The 21216-nt window shown below is 42.1% G+C and carries 20 protein-coding genes; 12 read left to right on the forward strand and 8 right to left on the reverse strand.

Translation table 11 applies throughout. The features are described from left to right. Positions 1–35 precede the first annotated feature (35 nt). Both NIE32_RS07000 and NIE32_RS07005 read right to left on the reverse strand, forming a co-directional pair. On the reverse strand, positions 36–584 hold the full coding sequence (locus tag NIE32_RS07000) for a tryptophan transporter (RefSeq protein ID WP_253054275.1): 549 nt from the start codon (positions 582–584) through the stop codon (positions 36–38). 127 nt (positions 585–711) lie between these two features. Next, positions 712–1152, reverse strand: a complete 441-nt coding sequence (locus tag NIE32_RS07005) for an HIT family protein (RefSeq protein WP_253054277.1) — start codon at positions 1150–1152, stop codon at positions 712–714. 236 nt (positions 1153–1388) lie between these two features. Here NIE32_RS07005 and NIE32_RS07010 point away from each other — a divergent pair, with 236 nt between their 5' ends. Further along, a complete protein-coding gene (locus NIE32_RS07010; protein ID WP_253054279.1) occupies positions 1389–2141 on the forward strand; it encodes an ABC transporter ATP-binding protein in 753 nt (250 codons plus the stop codon). After that, entirely contained in the window at positions 2129–3346 is a 1218-nt protein-coding gene (locus NIE32_RS07015) for an ABC transporter permease (protein ID WP_253054281.1), read from the forward strand. The genes NIE32_RS07010 and NIE32_RS07015 overlap by 13 nt, the downstream gene beginning before the upstream one ends. 85 nt (positions 3347–3431) lie before the next feature. On the opposite strand, the gene NIE32_RS07020 is transcribed toward NIE32_RS07015, so the two are convergent. Continuing rightward, the gene (locus NIE32_RS07020; protein WP_253054283.1) at positions 3432–3866 is read right to left on the reverse strand and encodes a ferritin-like domain-containing protein; all 435 of its coding nucleotides are present in this window, start codon (positions 3864–3866) and stop codon (positions 3432–3434) included. A gap of 376 nt (positions 3867–4242) precedes the next feature. On the opposite strand from NIE32_RS07020, the gene liaF reads away from it, so the two are divergent. The 5 genes from liaF (at position 4243) to NIE32_RS07045 (ending at position 8549) form a co-directional block, all read left to right on the forward strand. After that, positions 4243–5076 carry a cell wall-active antibiotics response protein LiaF gene (liaF, locus tag NIE32_RS07025; protein WP_253054285.1) on the forward strand — a complete coding sequence of 278 codons (834 nt, stop codon included), beginning with the start codon at positions 4243–4245 and terminating at the stop codon, positions 5074–5076. A gap of 3 nt (positions 5077–5079) precedes the next feature. Next, entirely contained in the window at positions 5080–6120 is a 1041-nt protein-coding gene (locus NIE32_RS07030; RefSeq protein ID WP_253054286.1) for a sensor histidine kinase, read from the forward strand. Beyond that, entirely contained in the window at positions 6113–6751 is a 639-nt protein-coding gene (locus tag NIE32_RS07035) for a response regulator (RefSeq protein ID WP_354327197.1), read from the forward strand. The genes NIE32_RS07030 and NIE32_RS07035 overlap by 8 nt, the downstream gene beginning before the upstream one ends. Before the next feature lie 287 nt (positions 6752–7038). Continuing rightward, positions 7039–7731, forward strand: a complete 693-nt coding sequence (locus tag NIE32_RS07040; protein WP_253054287.1) for a TerC family protein — start codon at positions 7039–7041, stop codon at positions 7729–7731. 113 nt (positions 7732–7844) lie between these two features. Next, the gene (locus NIE32_RS07045; RefSeq protein WP_253054289.1) at positions 7845–8549 is read left to right on the forward strand and encodes a TerC family protein; all 705 of its coding nucleotides are present in this window, start codon (positions 7845–7847) and stop codon (positions 8547–8549) included. Positions 8550–8575: 26 nt separating this feature from the next. Here NIE32_RS07045 and NIE32_RS07050 read toward each other — a convergent pair whose 3' ends face one another. Further along, positions 8576–9475, reverse strand: a complete 900-nt coding sequence (locus tag NIE32_RS07050) for a LysR family transcriptional regulator (protein ID WP_253054291.1) — start codon at positions 9473–9475, stop codon at positions 8576–8578. A 226-nt stretch (positions 9476–9701) separates the two neighbouring features. Between NIE32_RS07050 and NIE32_RS07055 the strand changes: the two genes are divergently transcribed. Beyond that, positions 9702–10931, forward strand: coding sequence for a multidrug efflux MFS transporter (locus NIE32_RS07055; protein ID WP_253054293.1), 1230 nt, complete (start codon positions 9702–9704; stop codon positions 10929–10931). Positions 10932–10975: 44 nt separating this feature from the next. Here the strand turns inward: NIE32_RS07055 and NIE32_RS07060 are convergent, their stop codons facing one another. The 4 genes from NIE32_RS07060 to NIE32_RS07075 all read right to left on the reverse strand — a co-directional run bounded on the left by NIE32_RS07060 (position 10976) and on the right by NIE32_RS07075 (position 14869). After that, positions 10976–11872: a YitT family protein gene (locus NIE32_RS07060; protein WP_253054295.1), complete on the reverse strand. Its 897-nt coding sequence runs from the start codon at positions 11870–11872 to the stop codon at positions 10976–10978. A gap of 117 nt (positions 11873–11989) precedes the next feature. Continuing rightward, positions 11990–12985: an aldo/keto reductase gene (locus NIE32_RS07065; protein ID WP_381450972.1), complete on the reverse strand. Its 996-nt coding sequence runs from the start codon at positions 12983–12985 to the stop codon at positions 11990–11992. Positions 12986–13138: 153 nt separating this feature from the next. Next, a complete protein-coding gene (locus tag NIE32_RS07070) occupies positions 13139–14368 on the reverse strand; it encodes a cation:proton antiporter (protein WP_253054299.1) in 1230 nt (409 codons plus the stop codon). Further along, positions 14369–14869, reverse strand: a complete 501-nt coding sequence (locus tag NIE32_RS07075) for a cation:proton antiporter regulatory subunit (RefSeq protein WP_253054301.1) — start codon at positions 14867–14869, stop codon at positions 14369–14371. A 236-nt stretch (positions 14870–15105) separates the two neighbouring features. Here NIE32_RS07075 and NIE32_RS07080 point away from each other — a divergent pair, with 236 nt between their 5' ends. The 4 genes from NIE32_RS07080 to NIE32_RS07095 all read left to right on the forward strand — a co-directional run bounded on the left by NIE32_RS07080 (position 15106) and on the right by NIE32_RS07095 (position 21207). Continuing rightward, a complete protein-coding gene (locus NIE32_RS07080) occupies positions 15106–15684 on the forward strand; it encodes a GDSL-type esterase/lipase family protein (protein ID WP_253054303.1) in 579 nt (192 codons plus the stop codon). Between the two features lie 581 nt (positions 15685–16265). Then, on the forward strand, positions 16266–17756 hold the full coding sequence (gene glpK / locus NIE32_RS07085) for a glycerol kinase GlpK (RefSeq protein ID WP_253054305.1): 1491 nt from the start codon (positions 16266–16268) through the stop codon (positions 17754–17756). A gap of 760 nt (positions 17757–18516) precedes the next feature. After that, positions 18517–18795, forward strand: a complete 279-nt coding sequence (locus NIE32_RS07090; protein ID WP_253054500.1) for a metal-sensitive transcriptional regulator — start codon at positions 18517–18519, stop codon at positions 18793–18795. 24 nt (positions 18796–18819) lie between these two features. Continuing rightward, positions 18820–21207, forward strand: a complete 2388-nt coding sequence (locus tag NIE32_RS07095; protein WP_253054307.1) for a heavy metal translocating P-type ATPase — start codon at positions 18820–18822, stop codon at positions 21205–21207. Positions 21208–21216: the final 9 nt, after the last annotated feature.

Here is a 21216-nt window from a genome sequence, read left to right on the forward strand (position 1 = left end):
TTTCAGTTTTGAAACGAGGGTTTTGTACTGTGCAATTAATGAATTGAAGGTTTGGGAGCGATTTTAATGAAGCCACTCCGTTCACCAATTTTAACAATGATCGGATAGAGAACCGCAAGTAAGATCGCATTGACGAGTGCAGTTGGTAACACCATGCTCACAAACATTGTGACAAACATTGCTGCTGGTAAATTAGTTACCATTATTGCCACAGTTAAAAAGATCGTTCCACTCAGTACAGTGCCAAGACCTGCTAATACTACGCCGAAAATATACTTTCCTTTTGTGGAGAAGTAATGAGCAAATAAGTAAAAGACAAAGAACACAACTGTTGAGGTCACTAATTTATCAACGACATTTGGAATAAATCCACCAGGAAGTGTCGTTGTTAATCCTGCGAGAATCCCATCGACAAGTCCAATGACAAGAAATGTCTTAATGTCAGCAAAAAAGTAAAGCGCTAAGAATAGCATAACCAGTGATAAATCAGATTTCATTCCAAAAATAATTCCTGGAAACAATGCATGGAGCACGGTCCCAATTGCAAGTAATAGAGCAACAACAATCAAATTCTTAAGTTTCACACTGATCTCTCCTCATCTAAGCTAATAGTACCTCCAACAGTGCCCCAGTGGCCTGCTGCAAGGTGTATTCATAATATACACGCGTTATGAAGAAAATGCAATTCTTATTATTGAAACTTTTGATTAATTATTTTTTTGAGTTGAGTTCATCAGCGATTGCTTTGGCTATTTCGGCCCGTGATTCATTTGAATAGTCATCTGCATGTGATTGGAAACTGAATGAAAAGGTATCCTCCTTACCATAGCGCGGAATAAGATGAAGATGGTAGTGGAAGACACTTTGCCCAGCTAATTCACTGTTGTTATTTAATAAGTTCATACCCACTGGATGGAAGGCATTCTGAATCGCCTTGGCGATCATCGGAACTTTACTAAATAATTTCTCAGCAATTTCCGGCTTAAGATTAAAAATATCCTTTTGATGCACCTTCGGTATTACGAGCGTGTGGCCTTTTGTTACCTGACTCAGATCGAGAAAGGCGAACACATCATCATCTTCATAAATTTTCGCACTTGGTATTTCGCCATTAATGATTTTGCAGAAAATGCAATCCGTTGCTTCACACATGTATGGTCATCCTTCCTCTATACGTTTTTGTCTTATTTTAGCATAAAATGTAACGGTTTCATAAAGGATTCATTTTATTCGCATTCATGGCTTCGTTATTGGCTTTCCAAGATCAGATTCAGTAAAATAAAGGGATAGGTAGAAATTGTTTATCTTGAAGTAAAAGAGTACGTGAGAAAAATCAAAGTACGTATGTAAGGCATTGCAACGAGTAAAAGATGAAAGAGGAAATGATTATGGATACAGTTTTATCTGTAAAACAATTGAACGGCGGCTATTCACGTCAGCGACCGGTTCTTCATGATGTTTCTTTTGAAATTAAAGAAGGGGAACTTGTTGGTTTAGTCGGATTAAATGGAGCAGGGAAAAGTACGACAATTAAACAGATTCTCGGGTTATTAACACCTTTTTCAGGAGAGATTCGGCTTAGGGAAAAAACGATTCAGGAGGATAAGATTTCATACCGACAGAAAATTGCTTATGTACCGGAATTACCGGAACTCTATGAACAGCTGACACTCGATGAACATTTGCAAATGACTGCAATGGCTTATCATCTGGATAAAAAGACGTATGAAGAACGCAGCGAGCGTCTTCTCCAGCTTTTTCATTTAGAGAAGAAGAGGCGGTGGTTTCCGATCCATTTCTCAAAAGGTATGCGCCAGAAAGTCATGATCATGTGTGCGTTCCTGGTTCGCCCTGACTTGTATATTGTTGATGAACCGTTTGTTGGACTGGATCCGATCGGCATTCAGTCTCTTCTTGATTTGATGACAGAGATGAAAAAATCAGGGGCATCCATTTTGATGTCCACACATGTACTGGCGACTGCGGAACAGTATTGTGATCGATTTATTATCTTGCATGAAGGACGTATTGCTATTGAGGGAACACTGGACAAGATTCGGAGTAGATTTGGCGATTCAAAAGCCAGCCTTCATGAAATTTATGTTGCAGTGGCTAGGGGCGAAACCAAATGGTTGAGTTAAACAAACTTTGGCAGAAAAGATTTCATGACAATTTTCAGATGCAGCTTCGTTATTGGAATCTGATTGGCAGAAATAGTGGGTTAATGTTCTTTATTTACGCGATGATCCTTATTGGTGGATTTTATTATAAAAAATGGCTGGACGTGCTTCCTTCACATTTTCCGGGAGTACTGATAATCAGTGTGGTGCTGACCTTGTTTTGCGCGCATGCACCAATTCGTACTTTCTTTCAGCGGGCAGATTCAGTATTTCTGCTTCCAATTGAATCAGAGTTAAAGAGCTATTTTAGAAAAAGCCGGGTATATAGCTTCATGGTGCAAAGCGTGTTCTTGTTCCTCATATGGATGATCAGTTATCCTCTGTATCTTCAATCCACCGGTTCTGGAGCTGATGCCTTCATCGTGGAAACAGCTGCACTCATTGCAGTGAAAGCTTGGAATATTAATTGCTCTTGGCAGGAACAATTTATTGAAGATATTCTTCCGGTTCAGCTGCTGCGGACTGGGTTAACCTTCTTTTTTATTTACTTTGTGCTTAGTCATCAATCTTGGTTGGTCATGATCGTTTGTATCCTTGTGATGCTGCTGGCAACGGTGTTCTTATTTTATAGACAAGCTGGGCATTCGCTCCTTAACTGGTATCGTGTTCTGGAAAGTGATGATCGTCAAGCGATGCAATTTCTTCGATTTGCTAACTTGTTCACAGATGTGCCGCGTTTGAGAAGGCAGATGCATCCGCATCGCTTAGTTAGCCGTTTATTTCCGATTCGCCGCTTTGATGAAGATGAAGTGTTCGCACAACTCTTCATCAAAACATTCATTCGTTCAGATGACTACTTGGGAATGTATGTCCGTCTATCCGTAATTGGTGCGCTGATTGGGTACTTTCTGAACATCGGCTATGCCTCTGTATTCGTGGTCATCTCGATTATTTATCTCACCGGATTGCAACTGTTACCATTATGGGATCACCCGTTTCCACAAGCTTTAACTGGACTCTATCCGATTCAAGAATCCAATAAACGGCAACCATTTGTTGCGATAATCTTTAACCTCTTATTAGGTCAGAGTCTCGTTCTTAGTTTTGCTGCGGCACTAGGGGCCCGATCACTGACGAGCTTTGTGTTTTTTTTCGCCTTAAGTAGTGCAGTAAGTTGGCTTTTTGCTCGGGTCTATACAAAAAGACGAATTACAGTTGAAAAATAAAAGCAAAAAATCCGAAGCGAAGAGGTTACCTTCACTTCGGATTTTATTGTACTTAGAAACTTTTGTGTGTATCAATCGATTTCTCTTATGCGAAAACCGGGTCCTTCAGAGTCTTGGTTAGTTTTTCTAGATGATTTTGTTCATCAGCGATCATATCTTCAAGTTTAACAACCAGTTCAATCATTCCAAGTTCTTGGGCCTGGCTGCGCCGTTCTTGATAATTTTCCAGCGTATCGGCTTCAGCCTGACGTGCACCTTCGAGCATTGCCTTTGCATCAGTGACTTTGGCAACAGGTGCCGGAATCGTTGTTGGTTCACCGCCAAGGTTTGCAATTTTTTCAGAAAGATAAGCCGCATGACTTAATTCGTCAGGTATTTCTTCTTCAAAGAACGGTTTGAGAATTTGGTAATTCAAGCCGGATACCGTTGTTGCATAATAATTGTACTGAATGACAGCAGAGTATTCTCCTGCAAGATCTTTGTTTAACCCGTCAATTAATGCTTGGACTTTTTTATCCATGTGAACCACCCTTTCAAAAGACATAGCATCGTGAGCTCTTGTTTTCATACTAATTGTAGAACGTATGATCGCCTTCGTCAATAAATAAGGTTGCCGAGCGTACGAATGCATCTCGCTGTTAAACCACCGAGATTTCTCCGCAGGCAACTTTAATATAAAGGTACCCTTACAGTTTTTATTTTAAACCTAAGGAGCAAAAAGTGTGCATCAGAAGCCTTCACGTCATGCGTTTTTTATAATTCGTACACAAATAGCTCCGACTTGAGGCGGAGCTAAAAACCGATTCTAGTCTATGGTAATGAACGCAGTCTCTCTGTATAGTAAAAATATACAATGATTAACTACGTAAAGTTTTTTTATGATAGAAAGGATGAGAATGATGCGCTTGGGCAAAATCTTTGTTGCTTTAGCAATCGTCATACTTGGTGTTTATTGGTTACTCGATAGTCTTAATCTTATTTCCCAGGGAATAATGTCGATTTTTAGCGGGTATTTGTCTTTTTTTGTACTGTTATTTGGTTTTCTGCTCATTATTGCGCCGCTTATTGATCGAAAAAAGCCACACTTCTTTTGGGGACTGTTTTTTTTAATTTATGGAGGTTTGTTGTTGGCGGGACAGGCAAGCATTATTGATTTTGGTTGGCCAGATTTTTGGAAACTATGGCCCTATCTGATTATCTACTTTGGATTTGGTATGCTCTTTGGAAATCATTCGTATGTTTCCGTAACCAGTGACATCGGATCTCGAATGCAACGTTCGCATGAAAGGCATCGAAAGCATAGAAAGGCTCGTGTGGATTTTGTTTGGAACGATCAAGAGGGGAACGAACAGGATCATGAGAAAAATGAAAGCTATTCCTTTGTAAGTGATTCAACCTACAAGCATGAAAACTGGATGGTGAAACCGCTGAACGAGCGGGTGCGAATCGGTGATTATACTTTTGACTTTACGAAAGCATTTATCCCGGAAGAGACAATTCCGATCACGCTCTCGGGTTGGGTGGGCAATATTAAAATTACCATGCCTGAAGATCTTGCGTATCGTGTATCGGTTAGAGCAAAAGTCGGTGATGTGAAAATTAGACAGAATAACCAGAACGGCCTTTTGAAACATGTGGACTACCAAACGTCAAATTATGACGAAGCTACACGCAGAATTGATTTTGATTTTGACTTTCAAGTTATTGATTTAAGAATTGTGCAGGTGTGATCGATGCATAACTATCGAATCAATACAGCGAGATTTCAGCTGCGACATAGTTTTTTCTCAGCATTGTTGCTCTTTGCCTTGCTTCAGATTTACTTTTTGTTTGTACCGTCCGATCATGCGCTTTTGTTAAGCAGTCTTGTATTCGTATTCAGTTTTCTGATTCAATTTGTCATCGAGACAAATGCGTTGATCAAGGATTACCGAATGTTGATTGATCACTTAGACACCATTGATTTGTTCATCAAGACTTTGTCTTCTGGTAAATTATCAGCAAGAATGAACCTAGCGAACGTCGGGGCGATCGGTCGAGTCGAACAGTCTTTGAATGAATTGGCAGACAAAATTGATACCCAAGTTAAGTCGCTCCAGAGACTTGTCGATGAAAATACGCAGATGAATGTAAAAATTAAGAATGAAGCAGTAACAGAGGAAAGGCAGCGGTTAGCTAGAGATCTGCATGATGCGGTCAGTCAGCAACTGTTTGCGCTCTCAATGTTGGCATCAGCAGCAGAAAAAACGATTCACACGCATCCTGAAATTGCGGCTGAAAATATCGCTGATGTTTCAGATATCGCTCGAAAAGCACAGGGAGAGATGCGCGCTTTGCTCTTGCATTTGCGTCCGGTTCGTTTGAATAATGAATCGCTCGATAAAGGACTTGCACGATTGATCCGAGAATTGGACGGCAAGACAATGATCCATTTTGAGGCATCAATCGATCCGATCTCCGGACTTTCAAAGGGCATTGAAAACCATTTGTTTCGGCTCAGCCAGGAGGCACTTTCCAATGCACTTAGACATTCAGAAGCGACAAAAGTTACGCTTTCTTTGCATGTCAAAGATCAACTTGTATCGCTCACTATTTTCGATAATGGACAAGGATTCGATCCAAAACAAGAAAAAGTCGCATCCTATGGATTAAAAACGATGAAGGAACGCGCAGAAGAGATGGGCGGGCACTTTATGCTGACGACTCATGAGGGTGAAGGCACTTCTGTGCATATACGCGTACCCATTAATCTGGAGGCGGATGAACGTGAATGAGAACATTAAAGTGATGATTGTTGATGACCATGATATGGTCAGGAAGGGATTAACGGCCTATCTTTCTACTGAAAGTGAAATTGAAATTGTTGGAGAAGCATCGAGTGGCAATGAAGCCGTTCGTGTATTTGAGACGCTCAAACCAGAAGTCATTCTGATGGATCTCATTATGGAGGATGGCGATGGAATTGATGCGACAAAGCAGATTCTTAGCAAAGATCCGAGTAAGAAAATTATTATACTTACCAGTTTTTATGACGATGAACAAGTTTTCCCTGCGCTTGAATCGGGTGCAATGAGTTATTTACTGAAGACCGCATCTTCAGAAGAAATCATACGAGCGATACAAAAAGCGCATTATGGAAAGACGGTTATTGATGGTAAAGTCGCACAAAAATTAGTGGCAGGGTTGCATAAACATCCGGAACCGTTTGATCGTCTGACAGTCCGCGAAAAAGAAGTATTGAAACTGATTGCTGAAGGGAAAAATAATTCTGAGATCGCAACTACATTATTCATAGGAATTAAAACGGTGAAAACACATGTGAGTAGCATTTTAAGCAAGCTAGAGGTTGCAGATCGTACTCAGGCGGCGATCTATGCTTATCAAAATCATTTATTTAACGAATAATGATTCGCTGACATTGACAGAATAATAGTCTAATAATATAATATGAGTAACAAGTGAATTAGCCTCGTAAAAGGGGAGTAGCCATCAGAGTAAAGTCGTCACTACGGGAGAGATCCCCGGCTTCTCTGGCAGCTTTTAAGCTGTTGGCGAGACCTTTGCCTTGGACGGATCAAAAGGGCAAAGGTTTTTTTAGTACACGCAGCCTTTCTGATTAACGTCGGGAGGGCTGTTTTTTGTTGGCATGAAGGGTGCAAAAAATGAAGATCAATACTGAGGAGGATGATTGAATGGAGTTCTTATCGCTTGATTTCTTGACCTCGTTGCTTATTATCGTGGGTATTGACCTGATTCTTGCGGGGGATAACGCGATTGTCATTGCGCTTGCGGCGGCGCGACTCGAGGAGAAACAGCGAAAGCGTGCGGTCTTGTACGGAACACTTGGAGCGGTTGTGATTCGTGCGGTGGCGACACTTGCGGTTGTCTGGTTGCTTAAAGTACCTGGACTGCATTTGATTGGTGGTTTATTGCTGATTTGGATTGCCTATAAATTGCTCAAAGATCATAAAGAGAGTAAGCATATTGCAGCAAAAACAAGCTTGGGTGCTGCAATTCGCACAATTATCACTGCTGATGCATTGATGGGCCTTGATAATGTTTTGGCAATAGGTGGGGCAGCATCAGGTAACTATTTACTCGTTATTCTCGGTCTGTTGATTAGTATTCCGCTTGTTATGGGCGGTAGCACATTATTTTTGAAACTGGTTGACCGTTATCATTGGATCACTCATGCAGGTTCAGGAATTCTCGCATTCACCGCTGGAAAAATGGTCTTTGCTGATCATTTAATATATGACTTTGTGGCGGGATTTGCTTGGATAAAATGGCCATGTATTGCATTAATTATTGTTGGCGTACTGTTCTTTGGCTGGAAGTCACAACATCAAGTCAATGAGACAAGGAATACAGTCATGGGTGACTAATCCATTTTTTTGCGATTGAATCGCGCATAAGAACGCGCTATTGATGCCGGTCGTTACCGGCTTTTTCTTATTACTGATAGAGTTGTTGAATTTCATAGGAGGTTTATCATTTTATGGAACTTTTTACTATGGCCTTTTGGTCATCACTTGTAATCATTGTCGGCATTGATTTGTTTTTGGCAGGAGATAATGCGGTGGTTATTGCAATGGCTGCTCGTCGCTTACCCGAAAATCAACGTGGACGAGCTATTCTTTATGGTACCATCGGCGCAGTACTCTTGCGTGCACTATGCACGATTCTTGTGGTTTATTTATTGATGGTGCCAGGACTTCATTTTATAGGCGGTCTTTTACTTATTTGGATTGCATACCGTTTGCTTCGTCCATCTCAATCAGATGCAGAGAAAAAAGAGGTTAAGGCGCAAACGAGTCTATGGGCTGCAGTGCAGACGATCGTTGTTGCAGACGCTTTGATGGGATTGGATAACGTACTTGCTGTTGCTGGTGCTGCTCAAAATGATCCGCTGCTTGTTATTTTCGGACTGTTCATCAGTATTCCATTATTAATGGGCGGAAGTGCAATTATCCTGAAACTGATGGATCGTTATTCTTGGCTAATCTATGTAGGTTCTGCTATTCTGGCGATGACTGCAGGAAAGATGCTGTTTGCAGAACCCCTTGTAAAGAATTGGCTTGGCGAGTTGACGACTTGGACAGAGTGGCCGGTGGTCATCATTATTATGGTTGCCGTACTCTATCTTGGACGGTTGAGCCAAAGAAAATATATAAAGCAGCATCACCAAAATCAGGCAGTATAACTTATTCTGACTTTGCCTTTACATGATCAAATACTGCGCTCATCATGATTAAGCTGGTCAAAGTAATGAATGATGAAACGATAAAAATCTTCGACGATGGTCGAATGGTAGCGATCTTCATTCCAGACCAGACTGATGGTTCGGTGGCAGTTTGGATGACTGATCTGGAGCGGAACAATTGATGTATCTTTTACGGTTCTTAAGGTTAGCGAAGAAAAGAATGCTACACCCAGACCTTCTGAAACCAGTCCGCGGATCGATAATGAATCGTCAACTTCAAAAGCAATGTCTGGTTGGAAACCTGACATTTGGCAGAAGTGATCCGTCATTTCTCTGAATGCACCATTTGCCTTAAGTACAAAGGGTTCATGTGCAATATCTTGGAGATCAACTGACTTTCTTGATGCCAGTGCATGGTTTTTTGGGACAACCAGGTAGATCTCGTCGTTCATCAATAGGCGGGAACGGATCGGTCTCAATTGTTCCAATGGATAAGGGGTAATGCATAGATCAATCTCTCCATTCTCCAATTGGTGCTGGATTGTCGTTCTTGAAATTTGCTTGACTCTAAACCGTACAAATGGATGTTTTTTACGGAAACTACCTAGTAAATCAGGAACAATGGGCGTTCGCATAACAGCCATTGAAATACTGTCTTCATTTAGTTTTGCAAGATCAATAACTTCTTGCTTTCCTTCCTGGATGACAGAGAAAGCGAGCTCTACTTTCTCCAGAAAGATCCGTCCGTAGCGGTTCAGTTTAATTCTACGACCTTTACGATCAAACAAAGGAACGCCAAGTTCATCTTCCAGTCGCTTAATGGTTTGGCTTAGGGATGGCTGTGCGATCGATAACTCTTCCGCAGCCTTAGTCATGTGTTCAAATCGGGCAACAGTCTGAAAATATTGGAGCTGAAGCAATTCCATGAGGGAAGCCTCCTAAGATGTTTGATCAACCAACAGCTGTATTGGAATAAGGCTATATGGTTTCGGTGTAAGATGATCTCTCATAGTTTTGAAGCTATTCATTTATAATAATATAGATATTGGTTTTAATGAGCAATACCGACTAATATAGAGTATGGAAAGAGAGCGCCTTGGAATTGGCGCTTTTTCTATCGGAATGTATTTATTGAAAAGTAAGGTGTGTTCGTTGACTTTACCACTTTGGAAGAAAAATTTATATGTTGTCTGGTTCGGATCTTTCGCAACAGCAGCAGGAATGAGTCAGATTATACCGTTCCTGCCGCTCTATATTGAAAAACTGGGAATCACAGATACGGCACAAATTGAGAGCTGGGCAGGTCTGGTTTTCGGAGGCACATTTCTGGTGTCCGCAATCGTTTCTCCGCTTTGGGGGCGACTCGCTGATAAATACGGACGAAAACCGATGTTACTTCGTGCGAGTCTAGGCATGAGTCTCATAATACTTGCAATGGCATTCGCTCAGAACGTTTACCAGCTCTTTGGCCTTCGTCTGATTATGGGCATTGTGTCCGGATATATTCCGGCCTCGATCATTCTCGTTGCAACACAAACACCAAAGACACATTCAGGATGGGCTCTTGGTATGCTTTCAACAGGGGGAATCAGCGGTTCGCTTGTTGGCCCTTTAATTGGTGGAATGCTTGCCGAATACATGGGCATGCGTTTCGTTTTTATTGATACGAGTATTTTGCTGCTTTGCGCATTTCTGGCATCCTACTTCTTTGTCAATGAAAAAGTAGTCGTTACCAAGAAGAAAGCACCGTCTTTGAAGCAGGTCTGGGAAATGACACCACATGTAGGTTTATTTCTGGCGATGTTTCTTACAACTTTTATGGTTCAACTCGCAAATATGTCGATTCAACCGATTATTACCGTTTATGTTAAGATGCTCTCGCAAAGTTCCGCACATCTTGAATTGATGTCGGGCATTGTCGTGGCTGCCGCAGGTCTTGCAAGTGTTCTTTCTGCACCATTCCTTGGAAAACTATCAGATAAGATCGGACCACGACGCATTTTAATCTACTCATTAATTTTTACTGGTGTTGTATTTATACCGCAGGCTTTTGTTACCAATGCTTGGCAACTGACAGTTCTTCGCTTTATGTTGGGACTTGCAACAGCGGGAATACTGCCGGCGATCAACACAATTGTCAAGAAAATGGCACCTGCTTCCATAACCGGTCAACTGTTTGGATACAATCAATCGGCGCAGTTTCTTGGTACATTAGGCGGTTCATTGCTTGGCGCACATGTGGCGGCAACGTTTGGTATCCACTATGTGTTCTTCTCGACAAGTTTGTTACTCTTCCTGAATGCCGGTTGGGTAGTCGCTTCGGAGATTTTAGTGAAAAAAAGAGAAAGAAAAATCGAAGCCGCACGCAGTGGACTTCGATAATCTTAGAAAAATTGAATGTAACGGAATGAGTGCATCTGCTGTAATTAGTGGATGCTTCTTTTTTTGAATCGTCCGCCTTTAACATCATGAATATCACTAATAGCTAGAAAAGCACTTTTATCAATTGAATCAACAATATTCTTCACTTTTGCCTCTTCTAGACGGCTAATGACCGTGAAAATAACATTCTTATTATTTCCGGTATAAGCCCCTTCACCATTCAAATAGGTGACACCACGTCCCAACCGATCATTTAGCGCATCGCCAATCTCTTCATGCTGATCGCTGATGATCCATACTGCCTTTGAAGATTCGAGTCCTTCACTCGTTATATCAATCATTTTAAAAGCAACGAAATAGGCAATTAACGAATACATCGCGTAGTTCCATCCGAAGACAAATCCTGCGGATCCGAGAATGAATATATTCACGAATAATACAATTTCTCCCACGGAGAACGGTGTTTTCTGATTGAAGAGTACTGCTAGAATTTCTGTGCCATCTGAGGATCCACCATTACGAATAACCAAGCCAACGCCAATCCCCATGATAATGCCTCCGAAGACGGCTGCTAGAAGAAGGTCATCAGTGAAACGTGGAATCGGTGTGAAGAGACTAGTCAGGAAGGCTAGAAGCGTAACACCGCAGGCAGATGTAATCGTGAACGTTTTCCCCATTTGTTTGTACCCAATAATAAAGAAGGGGATATTAATGATAATGAGAAAAATACCGATCGGGAAACCTGAAAGATGCGCCATCATAATTGAAACACCAACGACCCCACCATCGATGATCTTATTTGGCACGAGAAAAGTTTCAAGTGCGATCGCTTCAAATGTGACGCCAATTGCGATGAGTAACGCGCGAATGACGTATTGATAAACTTTTAATCCTTTGTGCTTTTGCTTATTAAGAAGATCTATTTGTTCTGTTGATTCCAATGTGGAGCCACCTCTTTATGTGTTCTACTCGTACATAGTCAGACTATATGTAGTCCGGCAACTGTATAAGAAGAACGCCGGATAATACATTAGGAAATAGGTTAACTAGGATAAACGTTATGCATGATCACGTACCGGCGGCGCCATGAATTCAGTACCAATTGAGTGAGGAATATGCCTTAACAATAAGTGATCAATTTCTGATAATGTCTGTTGGTCAAGATGAAAACCGTCAATTTCTGATACATCTGAAATCTGAGCTGGATGACGAGCGCCCCACAAGGCTATTCCGTTTTCTGTTTTGTCAAGGATCCAGCGTACGGCCAAGGCGCGAATTGATTTACCATAACGTTCCTTCGCAAGTTTCTCCAATTCTTGAACTGCAGCAAGATAATGTGAAAAATGTGGTGCTTGAAACTTTGGATCCGATAAGCGCAGATCGTCACCAGTAAATTTGCGGTCGGCGGTCATCGTACCACCAAGAAGACCACGACAAAGGCTGCCGTAACAAAGTGCAACGATATGATGTTCTTTTGCAAAGGGTAATAGATCGTCCTCAATGTCACGTTCAAAGAGATTATAAGGAGGCTGTACGGTATGAATAGGCGCAACTCGGATAAAGTCTTTCAACTGTTGGACAGTGAAATTGCTGACACCAATTGCTTTGATTTTCCCTTGCTTATACAAGGTGCCCATTGCTTCAGCAGTTTCTTCGATAGGCACCAGTGGATCAGGCCAATGTACTTGATAAATATCAATATAATCCGTTTGAAGTCGTTTCAGTGAATCGTCCACTTCCTTAATGATTCGTTGCTTTGAACCATTACGAAACACATCTTGGCCGATCCAGTCGAGACCTACTTTTGTTGCGAGAACAACTTGATCTCTGTGTCCATATTGTTTAAGCGCTTCGCCAACGATGGATTCGGCATGTCCCTGTCCATAGGCTGGGGCAGTATCAATGGTATTGATCCCCTGATCAAGCGCTTCGTGAATCGTACGTATCGATTCTTGATCATTGGATCCTCCCCACATCCAGCCTCCAATTGCCCATGTGCCGAGAGCTACTCGAGTTGGTTGTATCGTCAGACCTTGAATTTTTGTTCTTTCCAACATAGATCGCCTCTCTGAATGAATTCTTATTCTTATTTATTATAAATAAAATAAACGAGAAGAATCAAAAGATTCGGCATGAGCGTGTTTGAATAAAAGAGAACAATGGTTGTCAACATCTTTTTGTGAAGGCAGAGTAAATAGCGTTGTCTGTTAGCGGCGGGACTTTGTTTGGCGTCCGATGGTCGATGTATCTTTTTGCCACTTAAAAAGACTATTTAAGATTTGAAAAATACGCTTGGATTCTTTGGTTAAAATTGGGCCAAGTATAGCAAGGATCAGCACGTACAGTGCAGAGAAAGGCTGTAATATCGGCATCAGACCGCCGGCTATCCCCAAATTTGCCATAATGATCGAAAACTCACCGCGTGAAACGATCGTCAATCCGATATTCGTTGATGATTTATAGGAGAGACCGGCGAACTTTCCGGCAACAAGACCTGCAACGAAATTTCCAATGATGGTGACAAGTACAGCACCTAAGGTCATCCATAAGGCACCACCAAGCTTCGTTGGGTCGATACTTAAGCCGAAACTGAAAAAGAAAATGGCACCAAAGAAATTTCTAAAGGGAATGACCAAATGCTCCATCCGTTCTGCTTGATCCGTTTCAGAAAAGACTAGACCCAAGAGCAATGCGCCAATAGCTTCTGCAACGTGAATGGTTTCAGAAAAACCGGCGATGAAGAAGAGTGTTGCGAAAATGACAATGATAAATACTTCATCGGACTTGATTTTCAACAATTTGTTCAAGATTGGTGCTGCTTTTCGTGCAATAATGAAAAAAAGTAACATATAGCCAAGAGAGAGTGCAATCGAGAGCAGTGTACCGATGAGTGACTGTGCCTTACCCAGGACAAATCCGGATACCGCGGAAAGATAGACAGCGAGAAAAATATCTTCGAACATGATAATGCCCAGGATCAACTCAGTTTCGGCATTTCCGGTTCGCCTAAGATCAACAAGAACTTTGGCAACAATCGCACTTGAAGAAACGGTAATGATGCCCGCAATGATTAATGTTTCCTTTATTGGAAAACCAAGGAGAATGGGATAGAGAAGGCCAATCGTTAAGTTAATACCGATATAAATGGAACCGCCGACCAGTATTGATTTTCCGGAGCGAATCAATTTGCTCGTTGAAAATTCAAGACCAAGGTAGAAAAGTAAAAACAAAATGCCGATCCGTCCGAGAAAATGAATCAGCTCAGCACTGTGGATAAATTTAAGGTTAATGACGCCAAATTGTGGTGCATGGGGACCGACAATCATTCCGACGAGGATGAGAAATGGAATAATTGAAAAATTGAGTCTATTTGCGATCAATGCCGCAAGTGCAACAAGGACAAGAGCGGTACCAACTTCAAAGACGAGATGATCCATTTATTCCTCCTTTCCCCGTGAAAAAAGTTCGCTGAATGCACGTTTTAAATGGACACGTTCACCGGAAACAACAATTGTATCGCCAACGAGAAACTTGGAATCGACACCTGGATTTAATTGTTTGGTTTGGTCTTTACGAATGATGCCAATGACATTAATCTTATAATTTTGTCGCATGCCGACTTCACCAATGGTTTTCCCGACAATAGGTGTATCCGTGAGTACTTTATACCAGTCAATGATTAAGTCATTTAATGCAACTTCCACACTTTCCATTGCTTTCGGTTTATAAGTCAGCCCACCGAGTATGGATGCGAATTGACGAGCTTCTGAGTCGGTAAAACTAACGGATGAGATGCATTCATCCGGATCACTCATGTCATAATGATAGACATCTCTCCGTCCGTCGTCGTGAATAATGACGACTACTTGCTCATCATCACGCGTTGTTAACACGAATTTTTTACCGATTCCAGGCAAATCCGTTTCCTTGATATTCATTTATTTGCTCCTTTCGTGGTACTATTATTGAGAGAAGAAAAGGGTTACAAAATGAGCTTCATTATCCTCTGTATCTAAGTATGCGCAGTAGACTGGAAATGAAGCCATAAGGGTTTATGTGATAAGTAAGAGTAGCTACTACTCCAAGTGTATCGAAATAGATAAGCAAAGGTCAACGCTGATCCCTTTTGATAAATAACGTTCATGGCCAAATAATTAAGGAGATGCCTTTTTTCATGCAGCAAATCATTTGTTTCGGTGATAGTATAACAGCAGGGTGGAACGGTACCCAGGAAACACGAGCATTGACCGAGCGTTTGGAACAAGGACTGAATTGTCGGGTCGTTAATGCAGGAGTTCCTGGTGAGACGACACGACAGGCACGTCATCGTCTTCAAAAATTACCGATTGCATCCTCGAGGATGACCATCATTTTATTTGGGTCAAACGATGCCTCATTCCATAAAGGCATTCCCGTGGAGGAATTTCAGGAGAATTTAATTACTTTTATCGAGCGAATTCACCCCAATCGTTGCCTTTTGGTTACGCCACCGCCGGTGATCGAAATGAAACAAGAGGGGAAAAGAAAAAATACATGCATTAATCAGTACGCAACGAGTGTTCGCAAAATCGCTAGGTCAATGAATGTAGCGCTTGTCGATCTTAATCGACAAATGAGTGAACACAATAATCTCTCGCAGCTTCTTCTAGAAGATGGTCTTCATCTTTCATCGAGCGGCTATGACTTGTTCGCATTGCTTCTTATCAATCAGGTGAAGCAATTTGAAAAAAAAACAAAAAAGGACAAAATGTGAAAAAATTGAGTAAAATCTAATTCTTTGTAGGGCTATTATTAATGGTCACTTCGATGTAAGCGTTATATTATGAAAAATTCCTTTTTGCAATTCAGCAAGGATCGGGTTATGATCATTTTACGGGGAGCGATAAAGCAGATCAGGATTCAGGCTCAGAATGAGAGATCTCAGGTATTTCTTGTGTTGGACCATATTAACTCAATCTTTTAAAGTTAAATAACGCTGTCAATGTACACCAACAATTGACCCGTTAAAGATGATGAGTTCATTAACGAATGGATACCAACCGCTAAACTGGTGATTTTCGGTATTAAAGGGCTTGAGCCTGTGTCTTTGCTTATTCGCTCTCCGTATCAAATGGATAATAAGCCAAACCGGTATAATGGCGACTAACCCTCTTCCATCCTCCTTTATCCGGCAAAAAGCAGCGATTATTGCTGCTTTTTTGCATTGGAAAAAATCTAGTTAACGATTATTGTTCATGAACCAAGTATTTTTCAAATTATTCTAGGATCAATTAGTGATTGATGTATAATATATGTTTATGTCTGCTGCATTATCTAATGAGAGAGGATTGTGTTATGGGGAGATATATTTTGGCATTGGACGAAGGAACAACCAGTGTTCGTTCAATGATTTTCGATGAATACGGCAAGATCGTACATAGTGCGCAGAAGACGATTACTCAGATTTTTCCGCAGCCGGGCTGGGTAGAACAAGATGCCAATGAGATTTTGGAATCGAGCATATCGGTAATAACCGAATCCTTACTTGCCGGCACTGTTGATTCAAAAGATGTTGCAGCAATTGGCATTGCGAATCAGAGAGAGACCACAGTGATTTGGGATCGATTTACGGGTCGGCCCATTTATAACGCCATTGTTTGGCAATCAAGACAGACAGCAACAATTTGTAATGGATTAAAGAACGCAGGTTATGAAGATCTCTTTCGGTCAAAAACAGGATTGGTATTAGATCCTTATTTTTCCGGAACTAAAATTAAGTGGATTTTGGATCATGTGGAAGGTGCGCGAGAGAAGGCTCGAAAAGGTGAATTGCTTTTTGGAACGATTGATACGTGGCTGGTCTGGAAATTGTCTGGTGGAACCGCACATGTTACGGATTACTCTAACGCTTCGCGGACACTTTTGTATAACATCCGTGAATTGAAGTGGGATGAAGAATTACTTGAGATTCTTGATATCCCAATGACGATGATGCCTGAGGTACGCTCATCATCTGAGATCTATGCAAAAACAATGGATGACCACTTCTTCAGTGCGCAGATTCCTATTTCAGGTATAGCTGGTGATCAGCAAGCAGCGCTGTTCGGACAAGCCTGTTTCGAGCAGGGCATGGTGAAAAATACGTATGGAACCGGTTGTTTTATGTTAATGAATACAGGCAACCAAGCGGTCAATTCAAAGCAAGGATTGTTAACAACGATTGCATGGGGAGTGAATGGTGAACTAACCTATGCTTTGGAAGGGAGCATCTTCGTTGCCGGTTCAGCCATTCAATGGTTGCGTGATGGCATGCAGTTGTTCCACGATTCAAAGGAGAGTGAGACCTATGCACAAAAAGTTTCCTCAACTGAAGGGGTCTATGTTGTACCTGCCTTCGTCGGACTCGGCACTCCGTATTGGGATCCGGATGTTCGTGGTGCTGTTTTCGGTATTACAAGAGGCACGACGAAGGAACATTTTATTCGGGCAACGCTTGAATCGTTAGCGTACCAAACAAAAGATGTCTTAAGTGTTATGGAGGAAGATTCAGAGCTAACGTTGAAGAAATTGCGTGTTGATGGCGGGGCTTCAATGAATAATTTTCTTATGCAATTTCAAAGCGATCTCTTAGGGGTAGAAGTCGAAAGGCCGACAAGTAGTGAAACGACAGCATTAGGTGCAGCCTTCCTTGCTGGTCTCGCAGTTGGTCTGTGGAAGAATAAAAATGAGTTATCAGCAATTTGGAAGATCGGAAGAAAATTTGACGTGTCAATGGGAGACAATTCTCGTAACCGCCTGTACAATGGTTGGAAGAAAGCAGTAAAAGCAGCACGAACATTCAATTAAATCAATAGATGCTCAGGCAAACGAGCACAAAAAGGTCCGGTAATCTGCCGGACCTTTTCTAAAAACAAGATAACGTTTTTCGCACAAAAATACAGCGAAGATGCGAGACGCCAGCGTGATCAGGTACCAGCAAGACCCCACAGACTTATGCCTGTTCGAGGAAGCTCGCGGTGCGCCCGCGCAAAGCGAGCAATCGAAGTGCAATGGATACAAGATAAGAGCAGTGTGTTTTTGTCCATTTTTTCTCAAAATGAAAGTTGAAGACTTTTTTGATTAAAAATACAGCGAAGATGCGAGACGCCAGCGTGATCAGCGTACCAGCGAGACCCCGCAGACTTATGCCTGTTCGAGGAGGCTTGCGGTGCGCCCGCGGCAAGCGAGCAATCGGAGCATAACTGATACAAAATAAGAACTGGATGTTTTTTGCCCAATTATTAAAGTTGAAGACTTTTTTGATTAAAAATACAGCGAAGATGCGAGACGCCAGCGGGATCAGCGTACCAGCGAGACCCCGCAGACTTATGCCTGTTCGAGGAGGCTTGCGGTGCGCCCGCGCAAAGCGAGCAATCGAAGTGCAATTGATGCAAAGTAATAAATAGGTGGTTTCAGTTTTTCATAGTTAATCGAAGTGTAAATCATTGAATATTATACCCCCTATGGGTATAATTAATGATGAGGGGGTGATCTTATGGATCAAGAAAAGAAATCATGCACATGTGCAGAAGGAACAGAACACTTGTCCATAGAGTCGACACATCGAATGCCGCTCGTGCCGCGTACCTCTGATGAGAAACGCAAGATCATGAACCGGTTAAAACGCATTGAAGGACAAATTCGTGGGATTACAAAAATGGTTGAAGACGATCGTTATTGTGTTGACATATTAATTCAAGTATCAGCGGTTAAGGCAGCTCTTGAAAAATTTGGCTTTTCAATCCTTGAGCGCCACACCAAATCATGCGTGACCAAAGCGATCGATGAGGGACATGGCGAAGAACAAATTAATGAACTGTTACAGGTATTCAAACAGTTTAAGTAGGTACTGAGAAGGAAGGGTATTAAGATGAAGAATACCGTGCAAATCGGCATTACTGGTATGACCTGTGCTGCATGTGCCAATCGTATCGAGCGTGGATTAAATAAACTGGAAGGCGTCTCTGCAAACGTCAATTTGGCACTTGAAAAAGCAAAAGTTGACTATGATGATCATGTGGTAAAAGCAAGTGAAATTACTGGAAAGATTGAAAAGCTTGGCTACGGCGTTTCCAAAGAAAAAGTGGATTTAGACATTAGCGGTATGACTTGCGCGGCGTGTGCGACACGGATTGAAAAAGGACTAGTCAGAATGCCCGGCGTGACCGATGCAGTCGTTAACTTGGCAACGGAATCCGCGTCTGTGCGCTATCAGCCTGGATTCACAGATCAATCTGCAATTATTGAAAAAGTGTCCAAACTCGGCTATACGGCACGTCTTAAAGCGGATGAACAAGGTGAAGTGAAGCATAGAGAACTGAGAAAAAAACGTAATAAACTCATTTTATCTTCAGTACTCGCTCTGCCGCTCCTCTTAACGATGGTGACACATCTTCCGTTTTATTATGGACCACAGCCGATGATCTTGATGAATCCATGGGTGCAACTCGTTCTTGCGAGCATCGTTCAATTTTATATTGGCTGGTCTTTTTACCATGGAGGGTTCCGTGCACTACTTAATAAGAGTGCCAATATGGATGTCTTGGTTGCGCTCGGAACCAGTGCTGCATACTTTTACAGTGTTTTTGAAACGATTCGTTATCAATTTTATGGGTTTCATCATCCAGAACTTTATTTTGAGACCAGTGCGGTTCTAATTACACTTGTATTACTTGGAAAATATATGGAAGCAAGAGCGAAACGGCAGACGACAACAGCAATAACAGAGCTGATGGGTCTTCAAGCAAAAGAAGCCACAAGAATGGTGAATGGGCGAGAAGAACGTGTACCGATTCATGAGGTTCAAGTTGGAGATTTACTCAGAGTACGTCCGGGTGAAAAAATTCCTGTGGACGGCATGCTTGTTGAAGGTGAATCTACAGTTGATGAATCGATGATTACAGGTGAGTCGTTACCGGTCGTTAAGCGTACAGGAGATGAACTGATTGGTGCGACGATGAACACGACAGGTGCCTTCTCAATGCGCGCTGAGAAAGTCGGAAAAGATACGGCACTCGCAGGCATTGTTCGCATTGTAGAGGAAGCTCAGGGATCAAAAGCCCCAATTCAGCGTTTGGCTGATGTAATTTCCGGTATTTTTGTACCGATTGTGATTGTCATTGCAGTTTTTGTTTTCACAATTTGGATTGCTGCTATTCACCCAGGAGAGTGGGGTACGGCACTTTCCGCAGCGATAAGTGTGCTGGTTATTGCTTGTCCTTGCGCGCTTGGGCTTGCAACTCCTACATCAATTATGGTTGGAACCGGCAAAGCTGCGGAGAACGGGATCTTGTTCAAAGGTGGGGAGTTCCTCGAAACAACACAAAATCTGCAATCGATCGTATTCGATAAAACAGGAACAATTACTAAAGGTAAGCCTGAAGTAACAGACTTCTTGCTCTATGGAAATTTACAACGAGACGAGGTCCTTCGCCTCACGGCAGCAGCAGAACAAGCGAGCGAGCATCCTTTGGCAAAAGCAATTGTCGCATCTTCAGAGCATGATGACTTACCGGCGGTCTATGACTTTCACGCGCAAACTGGTGCTGGTATCAGCGCATCCGTGGCGAATCACAGATTAGCCATTGGAACACGAAGACTGATGAAACAAGAGTCGATTAATATTCAGATGGCAATTCATGAGGCATCTCGTTTGGAGTCTGCTGGAAAAACAGTGATGTTTGTCGCGATAGACGGTCAATTCCAGGCGCTCATTGCGGTTGCAGATACAATTAAAGATTCGTCAATCGCTGCAATAAAAGCGCTAAAAGCACGAGGAATTGGCGTATACATGTTGACTGGTGATAATACACGCACAGCAGACGCCATTGCGGAGAAGGCGGGTATTGATCACGTCTTAGCCGAAGTACTTCCGGAGGAAAAAGCACAAAAGATACGTGAACTTCAAGCACAAGGTTTGAGCGTAGCAATGGTTGGCGATGGGATTAATGATGCGCCCGCATTGGCAGTTGCAGATATCGGTATGGCGATTGGCACTGGGACCGATGTCGCGATTGAAGCCGCGGATATCACATTAGTCGGTGGAGAACTGACACATGTTGCCAAAGCGCTGGACGTAAGTAAGAAAACGATGCATAACATTCGTCAAAACTTATTTTGGGCACTCATTTATAACGCAGTTGGCATTCCAATCGCTGCGCTGGGTTTACTTGCACCGTGGGTTGCAGGTGCTGCGATGGCATTCAGTTCAGTTTCCGTCGTCGCAAATAGTTTGCGCTTGAAACGAATGAAACTATGAAGTCGATGG

Source organism: Sporolactobacillus kofuensis, assembly GCF_024125425.1.
Lineage (GTDB): Bacteria > Bacillota > Bacilli > Bacillales > Sporolactobacillaceae > Sporolactobacillus > Sporolactobacillus kofuensis.

What these genes read in the sequence shown, in the direction of transcription:
- NIE32_RS07005 (WP_253054277.1), bottom strand. Translation starts at nt 1,152, where the DNA reads ATGTGTGAAGCAACGGATTGCATTTTCTGCAAAATCATTAATGGCGAA.
- NIE32_RS07010 (WP_253054279.1), top strand. Translation starts at nt 1,389, where the DNA reads ATGGATACAGTTTTATCTGTAAAACAATTGAACGGCGGCTATTCACGT.
- NIE32_RS07015 (WP_253054281.1), top strand. Translation starts at nt 2,129, where the DNA reads ATGGTTGAGTTAAACAAACTTTGGCAGAAAAGATTTCATGACAATTTT.
- NIE32_RS07020 (WP_253054283.1), bottom strand. Translation starts at nt 3,866, where the DNA reads ATGGATAAAAAAGTCCAAGCATTAATTGACGGGTTAAACAAAGATCTT.
- liaF (WP_253054285.1), top strand. Translation starts at nt 4,243, where the DNA reads ATGATGCGCTTGGGCAAAATCTTTGTTGCTTTAGCAATCGTCATACTT.
- NIE32_RS07030 (WP_253054286.1), top strand. Translation starts at nt 5,080, where the DNA reads ATGCATAACTATCGAATCAATACAGCGAGATTTCAGCTGCGACATAGT.
- NIE32_RS07040 (WP_253054287.1), top strand. Translation starts at nt 7,039, where the DNA reads ATGGAGTTCTTATCGCTTGATTTCTTGACCTCGTTGCTTATTATCGTG.
- NIE32_RS07045 (WP_253054289.1), top strand. Translation starts at nt 7,845, where the DNA reads ATGGAACTTTTTACTATGGCCTTTTGGTCATCACTTGTAATCATTGTC.
- NIE32_RS07050 (WP_253054291.1), bottom strand. Translation starts at nt 9,475, where the DNA reads ATGGAATTGCTTCAGCTCCAATATTTTCAGACTGTTGCCCGATTTGAA.
- NIE32_RS07070 (WP_253054299.1), bottom strand. Translation starts at nt 14,368, where the DNA reads ATGGATCATCTCGTCTTTGAAGTTGGTACCGCTCTTGTCCTTGTTGCA.
- NIE32_RS07075 (WP_253054301.1), bottom strand. Translation starts at nt 14,869, where the DNA reads ATGAATATCAAGGAAACGGATTTGCCTGGAATCGGTAAAAAATTCGTG.
- NIE32_RS07080 (WP_253054303.1), top strand. Translation starts at nt 15,106, where the DNA reads ATGCAGCAAATCATTTGTTTCGGTGATAGTATAACAGCAGGGTGGAAC.
- glpK (WP_253054305.1), top strand. Translation starts at nt 16,266, where the DNA reads ATGGGGAGATATATTTTGGCATTGGACGAAGGAACAACCAGTGTTCGT.
- NIE32_RS07090 (WP_253054500.1), top strand. Translation starts at nt 18,517, where the DNA reads ATGCCGCTCGTGCCGCGTACCTCTGATGAGAAACGCAAGATCATGAAC.
- NIE32_RS07095 (WP_253054307.1), top strand. Translation starts at nt 18,820, where the DNA reads ATGAAGAATACCGTGCAAATCGGCATTACTGGTATGACCTGTGCTGCA.